Source organism: Bradyrhizobium sp. CCBAU 53421 (assembly GCF_015291625.1).
Taxonomy (GTDB): Bacteria; Pseudomonadota; Alphaproteobacteria; order Rhizobiales; family Xanthobacteraceae; genus Bradyrhizobium.
In genome coordinates, this window is sequence record NZ_CP030047.1 from 3,514,661 (window position 1) to 3,538,274 (window position 23,614).

The following is a 23,614-nucleotide window of genomic DNA, read 5'->3' on the forward strand; positions in this document are numbered from 1 at the left end:
CATCCCGCGGCGCGCGAAGCGCGAACCCGGGATCTCGAGATTCCGGGTTCGATGCTTCGCATCACCCCGGAATGACACGACCCAAGCACGTCATCACTGCTCCGCCAGATAGACCTCGCCGAGCAGCGAGGAGTTCGACCACGGCACCTGCTTGCCCTTCGTCGCGGCGACGACCTCGGCGCGGACTCGCGTCAGCATCTGCTGCACTTCGAGGCCGGGCGTGCCGACATGGCGCGACAGCGCCGCCGAGAACGGGCTGTTGGCGCCTTCGCCATCGAGCGCGACCTGGCCCGGCGCGGTGGCGAACGCGATCAGCGTGCCGGCGCCGAGCGTCGAGCCTGATCCGAGCGAAGCGGGTGCGGCAAGGCCGGAGCCGGCCTCGATGCCGCGGCTCGGGCCGGTGGATGCCACCTGCGGCGCCATCGGATTGTTGCGGCAGGCATCGAGGATAAGGATGTTGGTGCGGATCTGGTCGTCGAGGCCGGCCATGATGGTGTCCATGTCGACCATCGCGTCGGTCATGCGCGCGCCCGCCTTGAACGCGATGTCGACCGGCACGAGGTAGTTGCGGCCGTCGACCTGCACGCCATGACCGGCGTAGTAGACCACGGCGATCTGCGATCGCGCCGCCTCGCGCAGGAAGTCGTGGATGGTTGTCTGCATCCTGTCGCGATCGAGATCGAGCCCCTCGGAGACGGTGAAGCCGATGTCACGCAGGCTCTTGGCGATGGCGCGCGCGTCGTTCGGTGGATTAGGCAGCGCCTTCACATGCGCATAGGCGCCGTTGCCGATCACCAGCGCGACGCGCCGGCCGGTTGCTGCGGCCTGCACGCGTGCTGTGGGCGCAGCCGGCGCAGCGGCGGGCGCCGGCGGTGCGGGCGCAGGGCTGCTTTCGGCGGCGGGTGCCGCTGCGGTCTTGCGCGGCGCCGCGTCGGCTTCCTTGAGCAGCGCGAGCCGCACCTTGGCTGTGGCCTGATTGGCCTTGCTGCCGGCATCGGAGGCCACGCCTTCGAGCACTGAGGCGTAATCTTCCTTGGCGTGCGCGGCATCGCCGTTGGCCTCAAAGGCGAGGCCGCGCTGGGTGTAGGCCGAGATCAGCACGCTGCCGGGCGGCGTCATGATGTTGACGGGGGCTTTGGCCTTCGCAAGCCGGATCGCTTCCGTCGTGTCCGCAATCGCGCGCGCGATGTCGCCCTTGGCGCGCCAGATCACGGCGCGGCTGATCAGCGGTTGCGGCAACGACGGGTCGATCCTGACCGCCTCGTTGATGTCGGCGAGCGCACCGTCGAGATCGCCGAGTGCCTGCTTCGAGGAGCCGCGGTTCTGATAGGAGAACGCCGATTTCGGACCGGCCTTGATCGCGGCGTCGTAGTCGGCGATCGCCTTGGCGTACTCGCCCTTGCTGCGATAAGCGTTGCCGCGGTTGTGAAAGATGATGCCGCTCGGCGGCCCCAAGCGCAGCGCGTCGTTGAAGTCGGCGATCGCGATGTCGTACTCGCCTTTGTCGTAATAGGCCGAGCCGCGCAGGTTGTAGACGGCGGTGCTCGGCTTGAGGCGCAGCGCCTCGGTGGCGTCGGCGATCACCTGCGCGTAGTTGCCCTTCTTGTTCCACCCGACCGCGCGCCAGAAATAGATGGTCGCGAGCTTCTCGCCGGAAAACACCTTCAGCGCGATGATCTTGGTGCAGGCGTCGATCGTCTGGTCGGCCGGCGTGGTCTCGGTCGTGCACAGTGGGCCGAGCTGGGAGCGGGCCTGGGCGAAGCAGGGCGCCGACCACAGGAAGGCTGCGAGCAGGCAGGGGATCAGGAGCAGGCGGCGCATCGGTCATCCAGGGGTAAGGCCGTCACGATGATCGGTGACGGCACGGCGATCCAAAGGGCGGTTCCAGGAGGCTGTCCATGACTGTTTGGTGATCGGCCGTGGAGGGGGGTTCAACTGGTGGGAAAATGATGATAGTACCTTGCGGTACACTGCGTCTGCCCACTCTTGTCCCACTGGGTACTGCCCACTCCAGGCACCATGAAGAACGACGAAATCCTCAGTCAGATCACGGATTTCTGCCGTCACTCCGACATGGCGGAGACGACGTTCGGCCGCCGTGCCGTCAACGACGGCAAGCTGGTGCACCGCCTGCGTGAGGGCAAGCGCATCACCATCGATACGCTCGACCGCATCAATGCGTTCATCGCGACCTCGACGCCGGGCGGCGTGGCGCCGCCGCGCGGCCTCGTAGTGCCGCCGGAAAAGCGCGATCCGAGGGGCAATTTCCGCTTCTTCGAGAACCGACAGCGCTATCTGCTGTTCGTCCACACCTGCAGCGAGAAGCGGGTGATCGCCGACCGGGTCTCGCTGGAACTGGCCGCGATCCATCCGCGGCCGCCGGCGCTCCGGGTGTTCGACGCCGGAATGGGCGACGGCACCGTGCTGGCGCGGGTCCTGCGCGCCATGCATGGCCGCTTCCCACATATGCCGTTCTATGTCGCCGGCAAGGAACTGAGCCTGGAGGACGTCCGCCTCACCCTCGACAAGGTTCCCGACCGCCTGTTCGAGCACCCGGCGAGCGTCTTCGTCTTCACCAACATGTATTACGCCGAGGCGCCCTGGCTGACGCCGAAGAACTCCGCGGCGGCCGCCAGCATGATCTGGCACGAGGTAGCGCTGCGGGGCGCCTCCTCCGGGGAATTCGAAGCCCAGATCGCGGAACTCGGTCCGTTCCTGGAGCAGAACTGGCGAGCGAACCTCAGCCCAGGCAATGCGATGCCGATCTATGAGCGGCCGGTGGCGCTGGTGCTGTACCGCGACGATCACCGCTTCCTGCTCGATTCCATCATTCCGCGGGCCGGCCGAACCGAGGCCAATTTCGACCTCGTGATCGCCTCGCAGCCCTATCGCGCCAAATCCTCGGTGAATTTCCGCGCCAAGCGGATCATCGCGCCGCTCGCCCGCGCGTTGCGCGGCGGCGGACGGCTGATAGGAATCCACTCCCACGGAAGCGATCCCGGGCTTGAAATGATTCAAGCCGTCTGGCCTGGAGAAAATCCTTTCGCCGTCAGCCGTCATGAGATACTGCGCGCGGTGAAATACGAGTTGGGCTCGGCCGGCCGCGAGCTGAACTTCAACGCCTATGCCGATAACCGTTCGATCTTCCGATATGATATGGAGGCGCTGCCCAATGAGGTGACCGGCTCGATCGGAACCTCGACGGCCTTCGCCGCGTGGAACGCAGCAGTGTATGTCGCGCAGATCGAAGATGAGCGGTTGACTGAAACGACCGAAAACGGACGAGCTCTCGAGGCCACACGCGAGGTTCTCCGCAAACACAACGGGCTGTGGTTCTACGACGAATCCTACGTCATCTCGCGGCGACGAGACTGACATTCCGGGGACATATTCACCAACCAACGTCGGACTTCGACGAAACAAGGGGTTTGCTTGATGCGCGCGTCTTATCTCTTCACCAGCGAGTCGGTCTCGGAAGGCCATCCGGACAAGGTCTGTGATCGCATCTCGGACGAGATCGTCGATCTGTTCTATCGCGAGGGGCCGAAGGCGGGCATCGACCCGTGGCAGATCCGCGCGGCGTGCGAAACGCTCGCGACCACCAACAAGGTGGTGATCGCCGGCGAAACCCGCGGACCGGCTTCGGTCACCAACGACCAGATCGAGAGCGTTGTCCGTGGCGCGATCAAGGACATCGGCTACGAGCAGGACGGCTTCCACTGGAACACCTGCGACATCGAGATCCTGCTGCATCCGCAGTCGGCCGATATCGCGCAGGGCGTCGACGCGCTGCAGCCGGGCGAGGTCAAGGAAGAGGGGGCCGGCGACCAGGGCATCATGTTCGGTTACGCCACCAATGAGACGCCGGACCTGATGCCGGCGCCGATCTTCTACGCCCACAAGATCCTGCGGCTGATCTCCGAAGCGCGGCACTCCGGCAAGGAGAAGGTGCTAGGTCCGGACTCCAAGAGCCAGGTCACCGTGCAATACGAGAACGGCAAGCCGGTCGGCGTCCGCGAGATCGTGGTGTCGCACCAGCACCTGGTCGAGGACCTCACGTCGAGCCAGATCCGCGACATCGTCGAGCCCTATGTGCGCGAGGCGCTGCCGAAGGAGTGGATCAACGGCAAGACGATCTGGCACATCAATCCGACCGGCAAGTTCTTCATCGGCGGTCCCGATGGCGACTCCGGCCTGACTGGCCGCAAGATCATCGTCGACACCTATGGCGGCGCGGCTCCGCATGGCGGCGGCGCATTCTCCGGCAAGGATCCGACCAAGGTCGACCGCTCGGCCGCCTACGCCGCGCGCTACGTCGCCAAGAACATCGTCGCGGCCGGTCTCGCCGACCGCTGCACGCTGCAGCTCGCCTACGCGATCGGCGTGGCGCGTCCGCTCTCGATCTACATCGATACCCACGGCACCGGTAAGGTGTCGGAGGACGAGCTCGAGAAGGCGGCAGCCAAGGCGATGGATCTGACGCCGCGAGGCATCCGCAGCCATCTCGATCTCAACCGTCCGATCTACGCGCGCACCTCGGCCTACGGCCATTTCGGCCGCACGCCGGACAACGAGGGCGGTTTCTCCTGGGAGAAGACCGATCTCGTCGAGCCGCTGAAGCGCGCGCTCTAACGCTTGCGTCATTCCGGGGCGCTCGCGCGAGCGAGCGAACCCGGAATCCCTTTCCATCAATTCGAGATTCCGGGTTCGCCTCTTCGAGGCGCCCCGGAATGACCAGTTCAACAACAGGACGCTCACATGAACGCCCCCACGAAGCCCGGCTTCACCGACTACATCGTCAAGGACATTGCGCTCGCCGATTTCGGCCGCAAGGAAATCTCGCTGGCCGAGACCGAGATGCCCGGCCTGATGGCCACCCGCGAGGAGTTTGGGCCCAAGCAGCCGCTGAAGGGCGCGCGCATTGCGGGCTCGCTGCACATGACGATCCAGACCGCCGTGCTGATCGAGACGCTGGCCGCGCTCGGCGCCGACATCCGCTGGGTCTCCTGCAACATCTACTCGACCCAGGATCACGCCGCCGCCGCGATCGCCGCCGCCGGCATTCCGGTGTTCGCCGTGAAGGGCGAAACGCTGACCGAATACTGGGACTACACCGCAAAGCTGTTCGACTGGCATGGCGGCGGCACGCCGAACATGATCCTCGATGACGGCGGCGACGCCACCATGCTGGTGCATGCCGGCTATCGCGCCGAGCAGGGCGACACTGCGTTCCTCGACAAGCCGGGCTCGGAGGAAGAGGAGATCTTCTACGCGCTGGTCAAGCGCCTGTTGAAGGAAAAGCCGAAGGGCTGGTTCGGCGAGATCGCCAAGAACATCAAGGGCGTCTCGGAAGAGACCACCACGGGCGTGCATCGTCTGTACGAGATGGCCAACAAGGGCACGCTGCTGTTCCCGGCGATCAACGTCAACGACAGCGTCACCAAGTCGAAGTTCGACAACCTCTATGGCTGCCGCGAGTCGCTGGTCGACGGCATCCGCCGCGGCACCGACGTGATGCTGTCGGGCAAGGTCGCGATGGTCGCGGGGTTCGGCGACGTCGGCAAGGGCTCGGCGGCTTCGCTGCGCCAGGCCGGCTGCCGCGTCATGGTCTCCGAGGTCGATCCGATCTGCGCGCTGCAGGCGGCGATGGAAGGTTACGAGGTCGTGACCATGGAAGACGCGGCGCCCCGCGCCGACATCTTCGTCACCGCCACCGGCAACAAGGACATCATTACCATCGAGCACATGCGCGCGATGAAGGATCGCGCCATCGTCTGCAACATCGGTCACTTCGACAACGAGATTCAGATCGCTTCGCTGCGCAATCTGAAGTGGACCAACATCAAGCCGCAGGTCGACGAGATCGAATTCCCCGACAAGCACCGCATCATCATGCTGTCGGAAGGCCGCCTCGTGAACCTCGGCAATGCGATGGGCCACCCGTCCTTCGTGATGTCGGCGTCCTTCACCAACCAGACGCTGGCGCAGATCGAGCTGTTCGCCAACAACAAGGACGGCAAGTACGCCAAGAAGGTCTACGTGCTGCCGAAGACGCTCGACGAGAAGGTCGCGCGCCTGCACCTCGCCAAGATCGGCGTCAAGCTCACCGAGCTGCGCAAGGACCAGGCCGACTACATCGGCGTCAAGCAGGAAGGTCCGTACAAGTCGGACCACTATCGCTACTGATCCGCGCTGATCGCGATCGATGAAGTGAAGAGCCCCGGCATCGTCCGGGGCTTTTGCTGGGCTGACTTGCAGGCGGGCCTCTCCAAATCGTCGTTCCTGCGAAAGCAGGGACCCATAACCACAGGGGCGTGTTGTTAGAGAGGACTGTGGCCCCAGCGTCGCGCAACAATCACTTTCGGTGGTTATGGGTCCCGGCCTTCGCCGGGACGACGATGAGGATCGTTCTCGCGCGATACGTACTTCATCTCGAAGTCATCACCGGCGCATCGAGGCGATGACAGATGTGGGCTGGGACGCAGCTTCGCATTCGCATCGGGGAATGACGGCGGAAAAGCTGGAGCATCACCCCGGCGCTCGCACCGTGCCGTGCCCCAACTGCCGCGAGATCTCGCTCGCGCAGCTGCGCAGCGCGGCTGCGATCGCACTGTCCCAGCTGGCGTCGAAGGTGCCTTCCGGGCCCATCGCGGTGATGACCAGCGCGACGTGGCCGGCGTGATCGAACACCGGCGCGGCGAAGGCGTTGACGCCGGGCAGGGGATCGCCGATCGCGCGCGCGAGGCCGCGGCTCTGCACCTCGGTCAGCATCTCCGTGGTCTTTGCGTTGATGGTTTCGCGTTTCGGATTGTAGCCGACGCCGAGGCGGTCGAGGCCGCTCTCGAGTGCGGTCTTGACGGCGTTCGGCGGCATGAAGGCGGCGAAAGCGCGCCCGGTCGCGGTCTCGAGCAGCGCCACCACCGACCCGACGCGCATCGCGATATGCACGGGATGGCTCGGCTCCTCGAGCCGCACTACGGTCGCGCCGTGGGTGCCCCAGACCGACAGCGACACCGCGTGATTGATGCTGTCGGCGAGCGCGGCGATCCGCGGCGTCGCGATCCGCACCGCTGACTGCCGGCGCAGGCTGATCAGCCCGAGTTCGAGCGCGAGCGCCCCGATCTCGTAACGGCCGGTGGTCTCGTCCTGCTCGATCAGGCCGATGCGGGAAAAACTCACCAGATAGGGATGCGCCTTGGCCGGCGGCATCCCGGCCTCGCGGGCGAGATCGCGCAGCATCATCGGTTCGCCGCTGCGGGCGAGCGCGCGGAGCAATTCTCCGCCGACCTCGATCGACTGTATGCCGCGGCTCTCTCTCGTCATGTGGCTCTGCCAGCTCCCGCAATGTGCTTATACGGCGAGAAACCCTCCGTCGACCGGCATGGTCACGCCGTTCACATAAGATGCCAGCTCGGAGGCGAGGAACACCACCGGGCCGACCAGCTCCTCCGGCTGGCCGACGCGGCCGAGCGGCGTGCGCCCGAGAAATCCGGCGAGCCGAGCAGGGTCGTTGAGGGTCGTTTCGGTCATCGCGGTTTCGATCACGCCGGGCGCGATCGCGTTGACCCTGATGCCGTCGGCGGCGAGTTCGCGGGCGAGCGCCTGGGTGAGCAGCTTCACGCCGCCCTTGGACGGCGCGTAGCCGAGCGTATCGGCCACGCCGAGGAAGGAGGCGATCGAGCCGAGATTGATGATCGTGCCGCGCTTCTCGCGCAGCGCCGGCAGGAATGCGTGGGTGACGTTGAAGGTGCCGGTCAGGTTGACGTCGAGCACCCGTCGCCAGTTCTCCTGCGCGCGCGGCGAGTCAATGCCCTCACGGATGATGATGCCGGCATTGTTGACCAGGATCGCGATCGGCCCGGCCTCGCGCGCCACGCGCAGTGCCAGCGCGGCGCAGGCCTCGGCATCGGTTACGTCGAGATCGAACGGCCAGGCCACGCGACCGCGCTGGCGGATGTCGGCCGCGGTTTGCTCGGCGCCGGCGCGATCGATGTCGGTCACAACGACGTCGGCGCCATGTGCCGCGAGGCCGAGCGCGATGGCGCGTCCGTTGCCGTGCGCGGCGCCGGTCACCAGCGCGCGCTTGCCTGCGAGCAGGGTCGCCATCATGCTCATGCCGCGCTTCTCTCTGCCGCCGCGCCGGCGATGTGCTTGCCCGCGATGTAGCCGAAGGTCAGCGCGGGCCCCAGCGTGATGCCGGCTCCGGGATAGTTGCCGCCCATGATGCTCGCCATGTCGTTGCCGGCGGCATAGAGGCCGGCGATCGGCTGGCCGTCGGCGTCGAGCGCGCGGGCATTGGCGTCGGTCCGGATCCCGGCATAGGTGCCGAGATCGCCGATCACCATCTTGATGGCGTAGAACGGCCCATGCTGGATCGGCGCGATGCACGGATTGGGGCCGTGCAGCGCATCGCCCTGGTAGCGGTTATAGGCGCGCGAGCCCTTGCCGAAGGCGGGATCGCGGCCGTCGGCGGCGGCTGCGTTGAACGCCGCGACGGTCGCCTCGAGCGCATTCGCGTCGATGCCGGTTTGCGCGGCGAGCTCGGACAGGGTCGCGCCGCGCTTGAGATAGCCGGTCTTCAGATGATGGCCGAGCGGCATCGGGCGCGGCGGCACGCAGCCGAGACCGTATTTGCGCAGCGTCTCGTGATCGCAAAGCAGGAAGGCCGCGATCTCCTCGCCGGGCTTCGCGGCCTTGATCATCTCCTGCACGAAGTCGTGGTAGGAATTGCCTTCATTGGCAAAGCGCTTGCCGTCGCGCATGACAGCGATCACGCCGGGCTTGGCGCGATCGATGAAATGCGGCATCACGCCCTTCGAGCCGTCCTTGCGTGTGGTGACCGAGACCGGGACCCAGGCCGCCGCATTCGGCAGCGAGTCCTCGACACGGCCGCCGGCCGATTCCGCAAGCCGCAAGCCGTCGCCGGTGTTACCCGTCGGGCCTGGCGAGTAATGCTCTTTTCCGGTCGGCGCGTGCGGAAACATCTTCTGCCGCCGCGCGACGTCATGCGGGAAGCCGCCGCAGGCGAGCACGACGCCACGCTTTGCGTTGACGCGGATGGTGCGGCCCTCGCGCACGACCACCGCGCCGCGCACCACGCCGTTCTCGACGATCAATTCGCGCACCGGCGAATTCAGCCAGAGCGGGATCTTCAGGTCGAAGGCGGATTTCGCCAGCCGGCCGGCCAGCGCATTGCCGTTGGTCAGCGTCATGCCGCGGCCGTTGCGCATCACGTCGATCGCATGCTTCGACAGCCGCCTGGCGACGTAGGCCGCCGAGGTCAGCGACCGCGTCGCGCGCATGAAATGCACGATCTCCTTGCCGGAGCCGAGCATCATGCCGAACACGGTGAGCTCGGGCAGGGGACTGCCGAGATCCTTGATGGCATCGCCGAGTTCGTGGCCGTCGAACGGCCGCGTCACCATCGAGCGGCCGCCCTGTGCACCGCCGGGCGCCTCCGCGTGATAATCCGGGAAGGTCAGCGGCATGTCGAAGCGCACGGCGGTCTTGGTCGTGAAGAAGTCGACCGCCTTTGGCCCTTCGGTCAGGAACGCATCGACCCGCGCGGCGTCAAAACTGTTCCCGGCCTCATGGCGCAGATAGGTTTTCGCCTGGTCGGGGCTTTCCTCGATGCCCCAGGCCTTCGCCAGCGAGGTGCCGGGAATCCACAGCCAGCCGCCGGAGCGCGCGGTGGTGCCGCCGAAGCGCGGCTCCTTCTCGACGACGAGGACCTTGAGGCCGTGATGGCCGGCGGTGACCGCCGCCGACAGCCCGGCGCAGCCGGAGCCGACGACGAGCGCGTCGCATTGATAGGTTTCTTCGTTGGCCACGCGATCGATCCTATTTCTTGAGCAGCGGGCACTTGGACTCGGAGGCCGGACGGAAAGCGTCCTCACCCTTCACGGTCTTGATGATGTCGAGATAGTCCCATGGCTCCTTGGATTCCGAGGGCTTCTTCACCTTCGCCAGATACATGTCGCGGATGACGCGGCCGTCCTCGCGCAGTCTGCCGCCATGCACGAAGGTGTCCTCGATCGGCAGCTCGCGCATCTTGGCCATCACCGCTTTCGGATCATCGGTGCCGGCTGCCTGGATCGCCTTGAGATAATGCAGTACCGAGCCGTAGACGCCGGTCTGGATCATGGTCGGCATCACGTTGGCGCGGGCGAAGAACTTCTTCGACCAGGCGCGCGTCTTCTCATCCATGTTCCAGTAGGATGCCGTCGTCATGTAGGTGCCCTGCGCGGCATTGAGCCCGATCGCATGCACGTCGGTGTCGAACATCAAAAGGCCGACGAGCTTCTGGCCACCCTGCACGAGGCCGAACTCGCCGGACTGCTTGATCGAATTGTCGGTGTCCTGGCCGGCATTGGCGAATGCCACGACGTCCGCCTTCGAGTTCTGTGCCTGCAGCGCAAAGGAGGAGAAATCGGCGGTGTTGGTCGGGTGCCGCACGCCGCCGAGCACCTTGCCGCCCATCTCGTTGATGAAGCGGGTCGCGTCCTTCTCGAGCTGCTGGCCGAACGCATAGTCCGCGGTGATGAAGTACCAGGACTTGCCGCCCTCAGCGATCACCGCCGAGGCCGTGACCTTCGACAGCGCGTAGGTGTCGTAGGTGAAGTGCACGGTGTTGGGGCTGCACAGCTCGTCGGTCAGCGAGCTCGCGCCGGGACCGGACAACAGCGCGATCTTGTTGCGCTCGCGCACCATGTTGTGCACGGCGATCGCGATGCCGGAATTCGGGATGTCGACGACCGCGTCGACCTTGCCGTTGTCGAACCAGCCGCGCACGATTTGCACGCCGACATCGGTCTTCATCTGGTGGTCGGCGGAGACGATCTCGATCGGCTTGCCGAGCACGGTGGGGCCGAACTCCTCAACCGCCATCTTGGCCGCCTCGACCGAGCCCGGGCCGGAATTGTCGCGCCCCCAGCTCGACAGGTCGGTCAGCACGCCAATGCGTACGACATCATCGGACACCTGGGCGTGAGCTGCCGTCGTCATCGCCGCGAGAATGGCTGCCGCCAAAAATTGTCTCATCATTCCTCCCTTTTGGATGGCCGCGTTCTTTGGCGGACCTTCCAACGATTAGTAATTATCTAATCAGTTTGTCAATGGCGAATGATGGGTGTGTGATTGCGGCCACACAGCGGCCGCCTCGAATGAGGCGGCGCTTCACATTTGGTGAGCAGACGCTTACATGGCTCAACCGGGATGGCACGGCAGCACGGCTTCGGCCCACGCCAGAGCTTGCGGCAGTGCCAAGTCACGTTGAAACAGGGGAATTTTCGCGGACGGCGTTGCGCTTCGCCGCCCGGGGCTAAGCCGCCCATCGAGGGTTCAGGCTGCTACGGGGCGGTGCATGGAGAGCATCGGCGGGCCGCGATCATAGACGGATCATGTTGAGACAGCTCTTCGCGCCGCAGCTCGTTATTCTCTACGTGCTGGTGGCCTCTACGCTCTACGTACACTTCCGCGGCAAGCAGCGGTTGCGCTTCGCCCGCCAGCTCGGCGATCACTCGACCTACCTCGCGCCCTACAACGTGCTGATGTATGCGGGCTCCGCGGTGCCCAACACGCCGGTGATCCCGGTCGAGCAGTTTCCCGAGCTCAAGAAGCTCTCCGATAATTGGGAGACGATCCGCGACGAGGCCACGCGCCTGTTCGACGAGGGCTTCATCCGCGCCGCGGCCAAGAACAACGACTGGGGCTTCTATTCGTTCTTCAAGAGCGGCTGGAAGCGGTTCTATCTGAAATGGTACGACGACTTCCTGCCGTCGGCGCGCACGCTGTGCCCGAAGACGGTGGAGCTGTTGAATTCGATCCCGAACGTGCACGGCGCGATGTTCGCGATGCTGCCGCCCGGCGGCAAGCTGGGCGCGCATCGCGATCCTTTCGCCGGCTCGCTGCGCTATCACCTGGGCCTCGTCACGCCGAACTCGAATGAGTGCCGCATCCTGGTCGACGGCGTCGAATGCGTCTGGCGCGACGGCGAGGCCTTCATGTTCGACGAGACCTTCATCCACAGCGCCGAGAACAAGACCGACGTCAACCGCATCATCCTGTTCTGCGACGTCGAGCGCCCGATGAAGTACGGCTTCATGACCAGGATGAATCGCTGGGTCAGCCACAACATCGTCAAGGCATCGGCCACCCAGAACGTCGACGGCGAGCATGTCGGCGCGCTGAACAAGGTGTTCGGCAAGCTCTACGAGATCCATCTCGCCAGCCGCAAGGTCAAGGAGTGGAATCGGAACGTGTACTACACGCTGAAGTATTCCGTGACCGCGCTGATCCTCGGCCTGATCGTGGTGTCGGCGCTGCGCTGAAGGCAGCGGCATTGCCGCGTAGAAAGCAAAAGCCCCGGAGCGATCCGGGGCTTTTTGTCTGGGGCGTGAGCTGCGTGGTGCAACCGTATCAGTCGCGTTCGAAAACCTTGGCGCCGGGGTAGACTCGCCTGGCGTAGGCCACGACCCACTCCCGGTCCTGGGTCTCCAGGAACGGAGTTCGGATCTTGCACGATCCGACGATGAGGTGCCACAGGCCATCCAGCTTCTGAATGTTGACGATCATCTGAGTGTTCCTCGCAGAACCCGCGTTCCAGTTGGCATTGCGTCTCGCGATCGTCTCACGACTCACGCTTTGGAGCAGTGATCCCGATCACGGAACTCCAATGCATTCGTTGGAGCAGCTGCGAGTTTAAGAATCGCTCGCCACCGCTCAACTGTACGCGCGTCAGCACGGGGCATGACAAGGAATGAGAGCGGTATACCAAGGTATGCTGTGGACGCGCTGATCCTCAGCCCGACCGTGATGTCTCCCCTGCCTTGCTTGGAACTAACTACGGCTCCCGATTGGCGCCAACGCCAAGTGAACCGATGGCGTCCGAAGCGGCATCCATGTCGGCGGCCGTGATCGGCTGGTCGACGATGAACAGATAGCATCCCGCCGAGACCACGCCAATCAAGGCCCCGCCGACGAGCGCCGGCACGAACGAGCCGGTCTTCTGCACGATCAGGCCGGTCACGGTCGGCGCCAGCGCGCCGCCGAGATACCCGCCGAAATTCTGCACCGAGCCGATCGAGGCGGTGCAATTGGTCGGGACCGCCACCGAGCTCAAGGCCCAGGCGCAGGTGCTGGTCACATAGACCAGGAATAGCGAGATCGAGATGAAGGCGATCGCCAGTGCGTTGCTCTCGACATAGGCGGCAGCCACCGTGCAGGCGGCCGTTCCAAGCAGCGAGATTGCGGCCGGGTAGCGCCGGCTCTTGAGCGGCTCGACGCCGCGGCGCACCAGCATGTCGGCGATGTATCCGCCGATGACGCCGCCGACGACACCGCAGGCGAACGGCACCGCGGCAGCCCATCCGGTGTATTTCACGCTCATATGGCGTTCGATCTCGAGATAACCCGGCAGCCAGGCGGTGTAGATCCAGGTCAGGTAGATGCAGCCGAAATAGCCGAAGATCATGCCCCAGGTGGTGCGGAAGCGGAACAACAGCGACCAGTCGCGGAACGTGACCTTGGTGCGCTGACCGGGCGGATCGCCTTGCGTCCGGTAGGCGTTCTCGTGCGCCGTGAGCGCGACCTGCTCGGGGTTGCGATAGAGCGCATACCAGCAGGCGGCGACGACGAGGCCGGCGATGCCCATGATCACGAACATTGCGCGCCAGCCGAACGTCAGCATCAGGTAGGTCAGCAGCGGCACGGCAATCGCCGTGCCGAGCGATGACGCGCAATTGAACACGCCGGTCGCAAGCCCCCGGTCGCGCTGATTGAACCAGTCGCGGACCACGCGCGCGCCGGTCGGAAATTGCGGGGCCTCGCCAACTCCGAGCAGGACGCGGGCCCCGAAGAACTGGCCGAAATTCTGCACCAGCCCGCCGATGAGCTGCGCGAACGACCACAGGCTGAGGCCCATAGCGAGAAGCAGGCGCGGACCCAGCCGGTCGACCATCGCACCGGTGGGGAGCTGCGAGAACGCGTAAGCCCAGAGGAAAGCCGACAGCAGGTAGCCCATATCCGCAATCGACAACCCGAGTTCCTCGCGGATCAGCGGATTCGCAACTGCGAGGGTCGCGCGATCGATGTAGTTGACGACCCCTGCAACGACCAGCAGAGCCAGCGCGACGCGCTGAATCGATTTCATACGTGGCGTCGCAAGCTCGATTCCCGACATGATTCGTTTTTCCTCACCGTGATTTTTGCCGGACAGTATCGACGTGTGTGGCGTCGAACCACAACGGAAGTTGCGCAGCCTGCGTTGCGATTTTGACATGGAGCGGGCCGCGGTTCCTGAACGCCGCTGCGCGACTGATATGAGCAAGAGGCGTGAACCGCGCGTCTGCCGAGCGTCGTCGTGTCGTCGATCGATCACGCTCTCGCGATGTGATCGGCCCTGATCTGACGATGCATGACGGTTGCGTGGCGGATGCATGTAATCCGGGCATCGGCACCGGCGTCATCGCGCTGTCACCAATGGCTGCGAGGCAATCGATCCGGCCTCACGGCCCGATAAGAACTTGGCGAGAAGGGCAGGTTCGGGTTCCGGTCGCTCGCATCGAAGTGCTACAGTCCCGATCCGGATTCCGTATCGAAAGGCCTTCTCATGTCGGAGACTACTGGAGCTTTTGCGACGACTGCACTGAGCGGTTACGAGCTGTTGGCCGATCCGCAGTTGAACAAGGGCACCGCGTTCTCCGAGGCCGAGCGCGAGGCGTTCGACCTGCATGGCCTGCTGCCGCCAAATATCCTGACGCTGGACGAGCAGGTCTCGCGCCGTCTCGAGGCGCTGCGCGGCTACGAGACCGACATCGAGCGCTATGCCTTCCTGCGCGAACTGCAGGACACCAACGAGACGCTGTTCTACGCGCTCCTGGTCGGCAACCTGGAAGAGCTGTTGCCGATCGTCTACACGCCGACGGTCGGCGAGGGTTGCCAGAAATTCAGCCGGTTGTTTCGCAAGCCGCGCGGGCTGTTCCTCAGCATTCCGCACCAGCACCGGATCGACCGCATCTTCGCCCATCCGCGCTTCGATCACGTCGAGGCGATCGTCGTCACCGACGGCGAGCGCATCCTCGGCCTCGGCGACCAGGGCGCTGGCGGCATGGGCATCCCGATCGGCAAGCTCGCGCTCTACACCGGCTGCGGCGGCCTGCACCCGGCGACCACGCTGCCGATCATGCTCGATGTCGGCACCGACAATCCGGACTGCCTGGCCGATCCGCTCTATATCGGCTGGCGCAACGAGCGCGTCCGCGGTCAGCAATATGACGACTTCATCGAGGCGTTCGTCTCCGCGGTGGTGAAGCGCTGGCCGCGCGTCCTGCTGCAATGGGAGGACTTCGCCAAGAACAACGCGACGCGGATGCTCGAGCGCTATCGCGACCGGCTCCTGACCTTCAACGACGACATTCAGGGTACCGCGGCGGTCGCGACCGGCGCCTTGCTCTCGGCCATTAACGTCACCGGCGTGCCGCTGACCGAGCAGCGTGTCGCGGTGTTCGGCGCTGGCTCGGCCGGCTGCGGCATCGCCAGCCTGATCCGCGCGGCGATGATCGATGCCGGCCTGTCCGAAAGCGAGGCCGCGAAACGCTTCTTCATGGTCGACCGCGACGGGCTGCTGCTCGAAGGCATGAGCGGGCTCGCCCCGTTCCAGCTGCCGTTCGTGCAGAGCAAGCAGGCGATCGCGGGCTGGCAGCTCAGCCATCCCGACAAGATCGCGCTGCTCGACGTCGTGCGCAACGCCAGGCCGACCGTTCTGATCGGCGTTTCCGGCCAGGCCGGCGCGTTCTCCGAGCCGATCGTCCGCGCGATGGCCGAGTGCAACCAGCGGCCGGTGATCTTCCCGCTGTCGAATCCGACCTCGCGCGAGGAGGCGACGCCCTCCGACATCGAAGCCTGGACCGAGGGGCGGGCGCTGATCGGCGTCGGCAGCCCGTTCCCGCCGATCACGCGCGACGGCGCGCGTTTCAAGGTCGATCAGACCAACAACTCCTACATCTTCCCGGGTGTCGGCGTCGGCGCGCTCGCGGTCGGCGCGAGCCGGGTCAGCGACGGGATGTTCATGGCCGCCGCCAAGGCGCTGGCGAGCGTCTCGCCAGCCCGCAACAACCCAAAGCACAATCTGCTGCCGCCGGTCAGCGCGCTGCGTGATGTGTCGCTGACGGTTGCATTGGCGGTCGCGCTGCAGGCGCACAAGGAAGGGCTCGCCAAGGATATTCCGATCGATCAGGTCGAGGCACGCATCCAGGCCAAGGTCTGGACGCCCCGCTACGTGCGGTATCGGCGCAGCGATCGGGCCTAGAGCCGCACATCGCATGGCCTCGAGCGGCAGCTTCCGCTCGGTGTGCTTCGTCAACGATCTCATCCGGCCCGCCGCAAGCGGCAAGGCGGCTTCGCCGACCTGCATCGACCGACCGGTGCCAGACAAGCCCCTTCGATGACAGGGCCGGGAGGGCCGCTACTTCCCCCATGCCGCGGCTTGACCGAAGTAAGAGTTTCCTTCAGTATTGGTATACCAAATGCCAGCGTCGATCCTTGGGGATTTGGATGTCGTGCGGTGTCCGCAGCGCGCGACGGCAGAACGAGGTCGACGCAACAAGGAAAAACGAGGGGGAGGACAATGGCCAATCTTGGCTTGTCGCGCAGGGAGTTGCTGGTCGGGTCCATGCTCACGGCGGTTGCCGCGGCGACGCCGAGACCGCTCCGGGCTCTCGACACTACGGGCGCGCTGGCGCGATCGAAGACGGGCATGGTGACGAGCCCGCACGAGCTTGCAACGCAGGCAGGGCTCGAGGTGCTGCGCAAAGGCGGCAATGCGATCGAGGCCGTCATCGCCATCGGCGCCACGCTGTGCGTGACCTATCCGCATTTCAGCGGCCTCGGCGGCGACAGCTTCATGGTGATCAGTGACCGCAAGGGCAATGTGCGGACGCTGTCCGGCGTAGGTCAGGCCGCGCTGAACCTGCCGAACTACAGCGGCTCGGTGCCGGTCCGTGGGCCAGGGTCGGCGCTGACCGCGGCGACGACCGTCGACGTCTGGGACCAGGCGTTCGATTTCAGCCGCAAGTCCTGGGCAGGAAAGCACAGCTGGGCGTCGCTGTTCGCGCGCCCGATCGAATACGCCAGCAAGGGATTCCCGGTCACGCCGTCGCAACGCTTCTGGCAGGACATGGAAGCGAACAACCTGAAGGATTGGCCCGACATCCGGCGCATCTTCATGCCTGGCGGGCGGATGCCTGAAATCGGCGAGCCGCTGCTCCAGCCTGAGCTTGCGAAATCGCTGGAGATGCTGGCGGCAAACGGCGGGCGCGATTTCTATGAAGGAAAGCTCGCCGCACGCGTCGCGGCCGGACTGAAGCAGATCGGCTCGCCGCTGACCGCCGATGACCTCGCGCGTTGCCGCGCCCGCGACGAGACGCCGTTGCGGGTCGGCTATCGCGGCGGAGAACTGCTCGGGCTGCGCCCGCCGACGCAAGGTCTCACGACGCTCGAAATCATGGGCATCCTCGACCGCTTCGAGCTTGCGAAATATCCGGAAGGGAGCGCGGACTACTATCACCTGCTGGTCGAAGCGGTGAAGCAGGCCTTCATCGACCGCAACCGCTATATCGGCGATCCGGAATTCGTCGACGTTCCGGTCAATCAGCTGCTATCGGCGAGCTACCTCGACGCCCGCGCCAAGGCGATCAGCCTGGAGAAGGCGATGCCGTGGCCACATGTGTTCAAGAAGGGCGACACGGTCTATCTCGCGGCGACCGATCGGGACGGCAATTGCGTCAGCATGCTGCAGACCGTCTATTACGATTGGGGAAGCGGCATGGTGGCCGGCAACACCGGCATCATCTGGCACAATCGCGGCGCTTCGTTCAATCTCGACCCGGCCAGCCCCAACTGCCTCAAGCCGGGCAAGCGGCCGTTCCACACGCTCAATCCCGGAATGTACCTCAAGGGCGGACGGCCGCATCTGCTGTACGGCACCCAAGGGGCCGATGGCCAGCCGCAGACGCTCGCGGCGGTGCTGACCAGGTTGATCGACTACAACATGGATCCGCTCACCGCGCTGTCGCGGCCGCGCTTCCTGCTCGGCAAGACGTTCTCCGATTCACGCGACAGCCTGAAGCTGGAGAAGGACGCCGGTGAAGAGGTCTTCAGGGCACTCGCCGAGCGAGGCCACGAGATGGGTCTGATTCCGGCCCAGAGCCCGCTCGCGGGGCATCCGGGCGCGATCCGGATCGACGCCGACGGAAGCATCACCGGGGCGCATGATCCGCGCAGCGACGGGCGCGCCCTCGGGCTGTCATGAGACGAAGCGCGACACGTGACGGACCTGCGCGGCGGCCGACGGGCGCATCCAGGCGCCCGGGCCGACTAAAGTTCTAGGCCCCGCGTTCCATTACGATGGAACCTTCGGCGCCGCGATGTCGTTCGTACTCAAACGACCCGAACGGTCGAAATCCATCCGGGGGCTTGTCCGAGGGAGACGCTCCCATGGTAACGCTCGGCCCGACACTCGACGCCAACCAACTCTCGCCATCCGAACATCAGCTCCAGCTGCGCCGCGCGGTCATCGCCTCCACGGTCGGGACCGCGATCGAATGGTATGACTTCTTCCTCTACAGCACCGTCACTGGCCTGGTGTTCGCAAAGCTGTTCTTTCCGCATTCCGATCCCTGGGTCGGCACGCTGGAAGCCTTCGCGATCTATGCGGTCGGCTTCATCGCGCGGCCGATCGGCGCTGCGATCTTCGGCCACTATGGCGACCGCATCGGCCGCAAGTCGACGCTGATCGCGACGCTGCTGTTGATGGGCCTCGCGACCGCGGCGGTGGCATTGGTGCCGACCTATTCCAGCATCGGGATCTGGGGCGCGGTGATCCTCACCGTGCTGCGCTTCATCCAGGGCGTCGGCGTCGGTGGCGAATGGGGCGGCTCGGTGCTGATGTCGATGGAATGGGCGCGCAATGATCGCTCGCGCGGCCTGATCGCGTCATGGCCGCAATTCGGCGTGCCCTGCGGGCTGTTCCTCGCCAATCTCGCCGTGCTGGCGTTCAGCCAGATGTCGGGCGACCAGTTCCTGGCCTGGGGCTGGCGCGTTCCGTTTGCCCTCAGCATCGTCCTGGTCGGCGTCGGCCTCTACATCCGGCTCGGCATCCTGGAAACGCCCGTGTTCAGCAGGCTGCTGGCCGAGCGTCAGCTCGACCGCACGCCGATGCTGACGGTGATCCGCGATCATCCGAAGGAGATCCTGTTGTCCGCCTTCGCGCGGATGTCCGAGCAGGCGCCGTTCTACATCTTCACCGCCTTCGTGTTCTCCTACGGCGTCGGAACGCTGCACGTGTCGCGCGACTTCCTGCTGACCGCGGTGCTCGCGGCCTCGGTGCTGTCGTTCGTCTCGATCCCGCTGTGCGGGCACATCTCCGATCAGATCGGCCGCAAGAACATGTACATGATCGGCGCTGCCGTGACCGGCGTGTTCGGCTTCATCTACTTCGCGATGCTTAACACCGGATCGGAAACGATCATCTTCCTCGCGATCTTCCTGTCGCTGATTCCGCACGACATGCAGTACGGCCCGCAGGCGGCCCTGATCGCAGAGAGCTTTACCGGTCGCCTGCGCTACAGCGGCGCCTCGCTCGGCTACCAGCTCGCGTCCGTGATCGCCGGCGGTCCGGCGCCGCTGATCGCGGCGTGGCTGTTCGGCACCTATCATTCGTGGATCGCGATCGCGATCTACATCGCGCTCTGCGCCGTCATCACGCTGGTTGCGACCGCGCTGATGACCGACTTCACCGGCAAGGACATCAATGCGGCCGGCGCGCATGAACGTCGGGCTTGAGACAGCAATGGAGCAGCAGATGATGAAATGGCGAAAGGAATCGGCGCTCGATCTCTATAACCTCGCCGCAGCGATCTTCCTGCTCGCTGCGCCGTGGCTGTTCGTGCAGGCCAATCCGACCGCGGCGATCGATCTCAGGATCAGCGGCGCGGCAATCGCGGTCATGTCGCTGGCGGCGATCGTCGCGTTCTCGATCTGGGAGGAATGGATCAATCTGTTCGTCGGATGCTGGCTGATTGCCTCGCCCTGGCTGCTTGGCTTCACGCATACCCGCGCGATGCATTTTGCCATCGCGGCGGGTGCGGTGGTCGCGTTCATGGCGCTGCTCGAGCTGTGGCTCGAATACGAGAAGACGCATCTCGGTCCGGCGGCGCCGCAGGCCGTCGAACGGCACTAGCACTTGCCCCGCGCGAGCGGGGCTCGGCTCTCTTCCTTTGAGCATGATCTTTTCGGAAAACCGCTTCGCACTTTTCCGGATCATGCTCTAGCAACCGCGGCAAATGCCTCTGATCTTGCGATCGACGATGGCATCTTCCTGGTCGATGATCTGCTGCGATGACGCCGCCGCTGCCGGAATGTCGGCGGCGCGCGGCTGGCGATGACCGACCGGCGCCAACCATGGCCGCGTCGTGGTCTCGTTTGATGCGTAGACGCCGGGCTCCTGGACCACCGACTGTGCAAGGCAAGAACTCGCCATGGCCGCGGTCAGGATTGCAGCCAAGCCGAGTCGCGGAAGATCGCTCATGAAAATCTCCATACAGTCATCGCCGCGTGCGCGGCCTTGATGAAATGGAGTGCCCCTATCGTTCCGGTATTCCCCGGTCCATCGAACGTGATCAGTGATCAGGCGCTCGCGGTTCGGTGATCACGCGTGATGAAATAATTATTCGGCGCCCACAGTCATTGGTCACAGGAGCCGAGCTTGGTCGGCTTCATCCACGTGCGGAGAAACCCCAATGACCAAATTGACCTTCGTGACGCTTGCCCTGGTTGCGGCAGCAGCGTTCTCGGCTCAGGCGTCCGCCGCCAGCAACAATGCTGCGGCGCGGCGCGCCCATGCTTCGATGACGACAACGACGACGACACCGGTCAGCAGCAAGACGACTGACTGCGTGCGCGCGCCGAACGTCGGATCGTTCGCGACCGCGCCCTTCACCGAGCCGCCCTGCATGCCCGGCACGATGCGCTGACCACGCGCAGCGGAAAGCCCCGGACCTCCGGTCCGGGGCTTCCCGGGCATGCGGGGTCGTCGGGATGCGGCCGGGATCGAGCGTGACCCACCTCACAGGCGGGCTGCTGCGATCGTGCGAAGAGTGCGGCGTCGGAGCTGGCGCATGGTGCCCGGCCCGAGTTCAAGGAGGCGTCGCATGACACGCAATTCGCTGATTGCTTTCGCTGCCGTTGTCGCGTTCGGCGTTGCCGCGCTGGGCTCAGCACAAGCGGGCAGGCTTCCCATGGCGCCGCCGAAGATGGTGGGCGCGAAACTGCCCCCGGGCGGTTCAGGCGGCCCGCATCGCCAGCCGGTCGATCCGCCGCCCTATCTCGGAACTGATTACAGCGGTGACAGTGCCGGCGGCAGCGGCGGCGGCGGGTATTTGGGCGATCCCAACCATCCCGGCCACGAGCAATTCTGAAAAAGCAAACGGCCCCGAACAAGGTTCGGGGCCACGGTGTGCTGGCGGATCGGATCCGGAGACTACTCCGGCTTGCCGATCGAAACCTTCAGCGTGCCGACGCCGTCGACGCCGCATTCGAGCTTGTCGCCCACTTGCAGCTGCGAGACGCCGGCGGGCGTGCCGGTCATGATGATGTCGCCGGCGGCGAGCTTCACCTGCTGCGAGAGCTGCCAGATGATCTCAGGCACGTTCCAGATCAATTCGGTGAGGTCGCCCTTCTGCGCTTCCTTGCCGTTGACGGTGAGCCAGATCTTGCCGCTCGCGGGGTGGCCGATCTTCGAGGCCGGCTGGATCGCGGAGCAGGGCGCGGAATAGTCGAACGACTTGCCGATCTCCCAGGGCCGCTCCTTCTTGCGCGAGGCGATCTGCAGGTCGCGGCGGGTCAGGTCGATGCCGACGGCATAGCCGTAGACATGCTCGAGCGCCTTGTCGGCGGGAATGTTGAGCCCGCCGCTCTTCATCGCCACCACCAGCTCGACCTCATGATGCAGGTCCTTGGTCAGTGGCGGGTAGGGGATCGTCGCACCATCAGGCACCAGCATGTCGGCATGCTTGCCGAAGAAGAATGGCGGCGCCCGCTCGTCATTGCCCATCTCCCTGATATGCTCGAGATAGTTGCGGCCGACGCACCAGATGCGGCGGACCGGATAGCTGCCGGATTCGCCGACGACGGGGAGCGAGGGCTGCGGGGGAAGCGGAATGACGGTGGAGGCAGCGTTCATGAACGGGTCCCGGAGGGTTGAGGGAGGGAGCGCGGGCCGTATTTACGCGGTTACGGCGCTGGCGGCTAGGGGCTGCGGCTGCTTCAGACGCAGACGTGAGGTCAGCTTTCCGCCGAGCGCGGCCGCCCTTGGCCAGCGAGAGCGGTGATGCCGATGCGGAGGTGGCTTTCGATCGGCCTTGCCTTGGTTGTCGCGGTCGTGTTCGCCGCCGCCGTTCGGTTCTTTGTGGTGGCCCCGGAACGGATCGACCGTGGGCAGAACAAGGTCCAGCACGTTGCCGTGGGCATCACGCCGGCCGCGCAGGCCTTGCAGGCGACGCTCGACGTCGCCGACATGCATGCGGACAGCCTGTTGTGGAAGCGCAACCTGATCGCGCGATCGGATCGCGGTCATATCGATCTGCCGCGTCTGATCGAGGGCCACTACGCGCTGCAGGTGTTCTCGTCGGTCACCAAATCGCCCAAGGGCCAGAACTACGATGCCAACGCCGGCGACACCGACACGATCACGAACCTCGCCATCATCGATCTGCAGCCGATGCGGACGTGGTTCTCGTTGCTGCAGCGCTCGCTATGGCATGCCGAGAAACTGCACAGCTTCGCCGACAAGTCCGCCGGACGGCTTCGCGTGATCACGACACCGGCCGACATCGACCGCCTGCTCGCGGACCGCAAGAGCGGCATGACGGTGGTTGGCGGAATGCTCTCGATCGAGGGCCTGCAGGATCTCGAGGGCAACATCGATAATCTCGACGTGCTCTACGCCGCCGGATTCAGGATGGCGGGCCTTGCGCACTTCTTCGACAATGATGTCGCGGGCTCGATGCACGGCGTGGCCAAGGGCGGATTGACGCCGCTCGGCCGGCAGGTGGTGCAGCGGATGGAGGCGAAGGGCATGATCGTCGATCTCGCCCATGCGAGCCATGCTGCGGTCGCCGACGTGCTGGCGATGGCGACGCGCCCGGTGGTCTCGAGCCATGGCGGGGTTCAGGCGACCTGCAAGGTCAACCGCAATCTCACCGACGACGAGGTCAGGGGTGTCGCGCGGACCGGCGGCGTGGTCGGCATCGGCTTCTGGCAAGGTGCGGTCTGTTCGCTCGACCCGAACAATGTCGCACGCGCGATTGCCCATGTCCGCGACCTGGTCGGGATCGACCATGTCGGCCTCGGCTCGGATTTCGACGGCTCGACCACCACGGGATTCGATGCGGGCGGGATTGCCGCCGTGACCCAGGCGCTGCTGTCGAGCGGGTTCTCCGAGGACGAAATCCGCAAGGTCATGGGCGGCAACGTCCTGCGCGTGCTGCGCGCAGGCATTGTCGCAAAGGACGCGAAGGGATGAGCCTTAGAGCTGCGTTCCGATAGAGCCGAAACGCAG

At 65.2% G+C, this 23,614-nt stretch carries 20 protein-coding genes; 11 read left to right on the forward strand and 9 right to left on the reverse strand.

Annotated features, from left to right (window positions below):
- Positions 1 to 93: 93 nt before the first annotated feature.
- On the reverse strand, positions 94 to 1,821 hold the full coding sequence (locus tag XH92_RS16625) for a caspase family protein (protein WP_194460155.1): 1,728 nt from the start codon (positions 1,819 to 1,821) through the stop codon (positions 94 to 96).
- A 198-nt stretch (positions 1,822 to 2,019) separates the two neighbouring features.
- Here XH92_RS16625 and XH92_RS16630 point away from each other — a divergent pair, with 198 nt between their 5' ends.
- The 3 genes from XH92_RS16630 to ahcY all read left to right on the forward strand — a co-directional run bounded on the left by XH92_RS16630 (position 2,020) and on the right by ahcY (position 6,186).
- Complete coding sequence (locus XH92_RS16630) at positions 2,020 to 3,375, forward strand: hypothetical protein (RefSeq protein WP_194460156.1); 1,356 nt, start codon at positions 2,020 to 2,022, stop codon at positions 3,373 to 3,375.
- Positions 3,376 to 3,435: 60 nt separating this feature from the next.
- Positions 3,436 to 4,632 carry a methionine adenosyltransferase gene (gene metK / locus XH92_RS16635; RefSeq protein ID WP_194460157.1) on the forward strand — a complete coding sequence of 399 codons (1,197 nt, stop codon included), beginning with the start codon at positions 3,436 to 3,438 and terminating at the stop codon, positions 4,630 to 4,632.
- Positions 4,633 to 4,758: 126 nt separating this feature from the next.
- A complete protein-coding gene (gene ahcY / locus XH92_RS16640) occupies positions 4,759 to 6,186 on the forward strand; it encodes an adenosylhomocysteinase (RefSeq protein ID WP_194460158.1) in 1,428 nt (475 codons plus the stop codon).
- A gap of 342 nt (positions 6,187 to 6,528) precedes the next feature.
- On the opposite strand, the gene XH92_RS16645 is transcribed toward ahcY, so the two are convergent.
- The 4 genes from XH92_RS16645 to XH92_RS16660 are packed head-to-tail and all read right to left on the reverse strand — an operon-like array spanning position 6,529 to position 11,043.
- Positions 6,529 to 7,323 (reverse strand): IclR family transcriptional regulator, encoded by a 795-nt coding sequence (locus XH92_RS16645; protein ID WP_194460159.1) that lies wholly within the window; start codon positions 7,321 to 7,323, stop codon positions 6,529 to 6,531.
- A 27-nt stretch (positions 7,324 to 7,350) separates the two neighbouring features.
- Positions 7,351 to 8,115 carry an SDR family NAD(P)-dependent oxidoreductase gene (locus XH92_RS16650; protein WP_194460160.1) on the reverse strand — a complete coding sequence of 255 codons (765 nt, stop codon included), beginning with the start codon at positions 8,113 to 8,115 and terminating at the stop codon, positions 7,351 to 7,353.
- Complete coding sequence (locus XH92_RS16655; RefSeq protein ID WP_194460161.1) at positions 8,112 to 9,830, reverse strand: FAD-dependent oxidoreductase; 1,719 nt, start codon at positions 9,828 to 9,830, stop codon at positions 8,112 to 8,114. The genes XH92_RS16650 and XH92_RS16655 overlap by 4 nt, the downstream gene beginning before the upstream one ends.
- 10 nt (positions 9,831 to 9,840) lie before the next feature.
- Positions 9,841 to 11,043: an ABC transporter substrate-binding protein gene (locus XH92_RS16660; protein WP_371818043.1), complete on the reverse strand. Its 1,203-nt coding sequence runs from the start codon at positions 11,041 to 11,043 to the stop codon at positions 9,841 to 9,843.
- 356 nt (positions 11,044 to 11,399) lie between these two features.
- Between XH92_RS16660 and XH92_RS16665 the strand changes: the two genes are divergently transcribed.
- Positions 11,400 to 12,329: an aspartyl/asparaginyl beta-hydroxylase domain-containing protein gene (locus XH92_RS16665; protein WP_194460163.1), complete on the forward strand. Its 930-nt coding sequence runs from the start codon at positions 11,400 to 11,402 to the stop codon at positions 12,327 to 12,329.
- Between the two features lie 88 nt (positions 12,330 to 12,417).
- Here XH92_RS16665 and XH92_RS16670 read toward each other — a convergent pair whose 3' ends face one another.
- Positions 12,418 to 12,573 carry a hypothetical protein gene (locus XH92_RS16670; protein WP_167350189.1) on the reverse strand — a complete coding sequence of 52 codons (156 nt, stop codon included), beginning with the start codon at positions 12,571 to 12,573 and terminating at the stop codon, positions 12,418 to 12,420.
- A 268-nt stretch (positions 12,574 to 12,841) separates the two neighbouring features.
- On the reverse strand, positions 12,842 to 14,149 hold the full coding sequence (locus XH92_RS16675) for an MFS transporter (protein ID WP_246788457.1): 1,308 nt from the start codon (positions 14,147 to 14,149) through the stop codon (positions 12,842 to 12,844).
- Between the two features lie 459 nt (positions 14,150 to 14,608).
- Here XH92_RS16675 and XH92_RS16680 point away from each other — a divergent pair, with 459 nt between their 5' ends.
- The 4 genes from XH92_RS16680 to XH92_RS16695 all read left to right on the forward strand — a co-directional run bounded on the left by XH92_RS16680 (position 14,609) and on the right by XH92_RS16695 (position 20,236).
- Positions 14,609 to 16,306, forward strand: a complete 1,698-nt coding sequence (locus XH92_RS16680; RefSeq protein ID WP_194460165.1) for an NAD-dependent malic enzyme — start codon at positions 14,609 to 14,611, stop codon at positions 16,304 to 16,306.
- 318 nt (positions 16,307 to 16,624) lie between these two features.
- Positions 16,625 to 18,307, forward strand: a complete 1,683-nt coding sequence (ggt, locus tag XH92_RS16685; RefSeq protein ID WP_194460166.1) for a gamma-glutamyltransferase — start codon at positions 16,625 to 16,627, stop codon at positions 18,305 to 18,307.
- A 185-nt stretch (positions 18,308 to 18,492) separates the two neighbouring features.
- Positions 18,493 to 19,839, forward strand: coding sequence for an MFS transporter (locus XH92_RS16690; RefSeq protein WP_194460167.1), 1,347 nt, complete (start codon positions 18,493 to 18,495; stop codon positions 19,837 to 19,839).
- A gap of 19 nt (positions 19,840 to 19,858) precedes the next feature.
- Positions 19,859 to 20,236 carry an SPW repeat protein gene (locus tag XH92_RS16695; protein WP_246788458.1) on the forward strand — a complete coding sequence of 126 codons (378 nt, stop codon included), beginning with the start codon at positions 19,859 to 19,861 and terminating at the stop codon, positions 20,234 to 20,236.
- Positions 20,237 to 20,323: 87 nt separating this feature from the next.
- On the opposite strand, the gene XH92_RS16700 is transcribed toward XH92_RS16695, so the two are convergent.
- Positions 20,324 to 20,584, reverse strand: a complete 261-nt coding sequence (locus XH92_RS16700) for a hypothetical protein (protein ID WP_246788459.1) — start codon at positions 20,582 to 20,584, stop codon at positions 20,324 to 20,326.
- 211 nt (positions 20,585 to 20,795) lie between these two features.
- Between XH92_RS16700 and XH92_RS16705 the strand changes: the two genes are divergently transcribed.
- Together XH92_RS16705 and XH92_RS16710 are read left to right on the forward strand one after the other, a co-directional pair.
- Entirely contained in the window at positions 20,796 to 21,029 is a 234-nt protein-coding gene (locus tag XH92_RS16705; RefSeq protein WP_194460169.1) for a hypothetical protein, read from the forward strand.
- Positions 21,030 to 21,206: 177 nt separating this feature from the next.
- The gene (locus XH92_RS16710; protein ID WP_194460170.1) at positions 21,207 to 21,473 is read left to right on the forward strand and encodes a hypothetical protein; all 267 of its coding nucleotides are present in this window, start codon (positions 21,207 to 21,209) and stop codon (positions 21,471 to 21,473) included.
- Between the two features lie 62 nt (positions 21,474 to 21,535).
- On the opposite strand, the gene XH92_RS16715 is transcribed toward XH92_RS16710, so the two are convergent.
- The gene (locus tag XH92_RS16715) at positions 21,536 to 22,237 is read right to left on the reverse strand and encodes a fumarylacetoacetate hydrolase family protein (protein WP_194460171.1); all 702 of its coding nucleotides are present in this window, start codon (positions 22,235 to 22,237) and stop codon (positions 21,536 to 21,538) included.
- Between the two features lie 153 nt (positions 22,238 to 22,390).
- Here XH92_RS16715 and XH92_RS16720 point away from each other — a divergent pair, with 153 nt between their 5' ends.
- Positions 22,391 to 23,578, forward strand: a complete 1,188-nt coding sequence (locus XH92_RS16720; protein ID WP_194460172.1) for a dipeptidase — start codon at positions 22,391 to 22,393, stop codon at positions 23,576 to 23,578.
- Positions 23,579 to 23,614: the final 36 nt, after the last annotated feature.

Excerpts from the sequence above, each read along its gene's own strand:
- XH92_RS16625 (WP_194460155.1), bottom strand. The coding sequence starts at position 1,821 with ATGCGCCGCCTGCTCCTGATCCCCTGCCTGCTCGCAGCCTTCCTGTGG.
- XH92_RS16630 (WP_194460156.1), top strand. The coding sequence starts at position 2,020 with ATGAAGAACGACGAAATCCTCAGTCAGATCACGGATTTCTGCCGTCAC.
- metK (WP_194460157.1), top strand. The coding sequence starts at position 3,436 with ATGCGCGCGTCTTATCTCTTCACCAGCGAGTCGGTCTCGGAAGGCCAT.
- ahcY (WP_194460158.1), top strand. The coding sequence starts at position 4,759 with ATGAACGCCCCCACGAAGCCCGGCTTCACCGACTACATCGTCAAGGAC.
- XH92_RS16645 (WP_194460159.1), bottom strand. The coding sequence starts at position 7,323 with ATGACGAGAGAGAGCCGCGGCATACAGTCGATCGAGGTCGGCGGAGAA.
- XH92_RS16650 (WP_194460160.1), bottom strand. The coding sequence starts at position 8,115 with ATGAGCATGATGGCGACCCTGCTCGCAGGCAAGCGCGCGCTGGTGACC.
- XH92_RS16660 (WP_371818043.1), bottom strand. The coding sequence starts at position 11,043 with ATGATGAGACAATTTTTGGCGGCAGCCATTCTCGCGGCGATGACGACG.
- XH92_RS16665 (WP_194460163.1), top strand. The coding sequence starts at position 11,400 with ATGTTGAGACAGCTCTTCGCGCCGCAGCTCGTTATTCTCTACGTGCTG.
- XH92_RS16670 (WP_167350189.1), bottom strand. The coding sequence starts at position 12,573 with ATGATCGTCAACATTCAGAAGCTGGATGGCCTGTGGCACCTCATCGTC.
- XH92_RS16675 (WP_246788457.1), bottom strand. The coding sequence starts at position 14,149 with ATGAAATCGATTCAGCGCGTCGCGCTGGCTCTGCTGGTCGTTGCAGGG.
- XH92_RS16680 (WP_194460165.1), top strand. The coding sequence starts at position 14,609 with ATGTCGGAGACTACTGGAGCTTTTGCGACGACTGCACTGAGCGGTTAC.
- ggt (WP_194460166.1), top strand. The coding sequence starts at position 16,625 with ATGGCCAATCTTGGCTTGTCGCGCAGGGAGTTGCTGGTCGGGTCCATG.
- XH92_RS16690 (WP_194460167.1), top strand. The coding sequence starts at position 18,493 with ATGGTAACGCTCGGCCCGACACTCGACGCCAACCAACTCTCGCCATCC.
- XH92_RS16695 (WP_246788458.1), top strand. The coding sequence starts at position 19,859 with ATGATGAAATGGCGAAAGGAATCGGCGCTCGATCTCTATAACCTCGCC.
- XH92_RS16700 (WP_246788459.1), bottom strand. The coding sequence starts at position 20,584 with ATGAGCGATCTTCCGCGACTCGGCTTGGCTGCAATCCTGACCGCGGCC.
- XH92_RS16705 (WP_194460169.1), top strand. The coding sequence starts at position 20,796 with ATGACCAAATTGACCTTCGTGACGCTTGCCCTGGTTGCGGCAGCAGCG.
- XH92_RS16710 (WP_194460170.1), top strand. The coding sequence starts at position 21,207 with ATGACACGCAATTCGCTGATTGCTTTCGCTGCCGTTGTCGCGTTCGGC.
- XH92_RS16715 (WP_194460171.1), bottom strand. The coding sequence starts at position 22,237 with ATGAACGCTGCCTCCACCGTCATTCCGCTTCCCCCGCAGCCCTCGCTC.
- XH92_RS16720 (WP_194460172.1), top strand. The coding sequence starts at position 22,391 with ATGCGGAGGTGGCTTTCGATCGGCCTTGCCTTGGTTGTCGCGGTCGTG.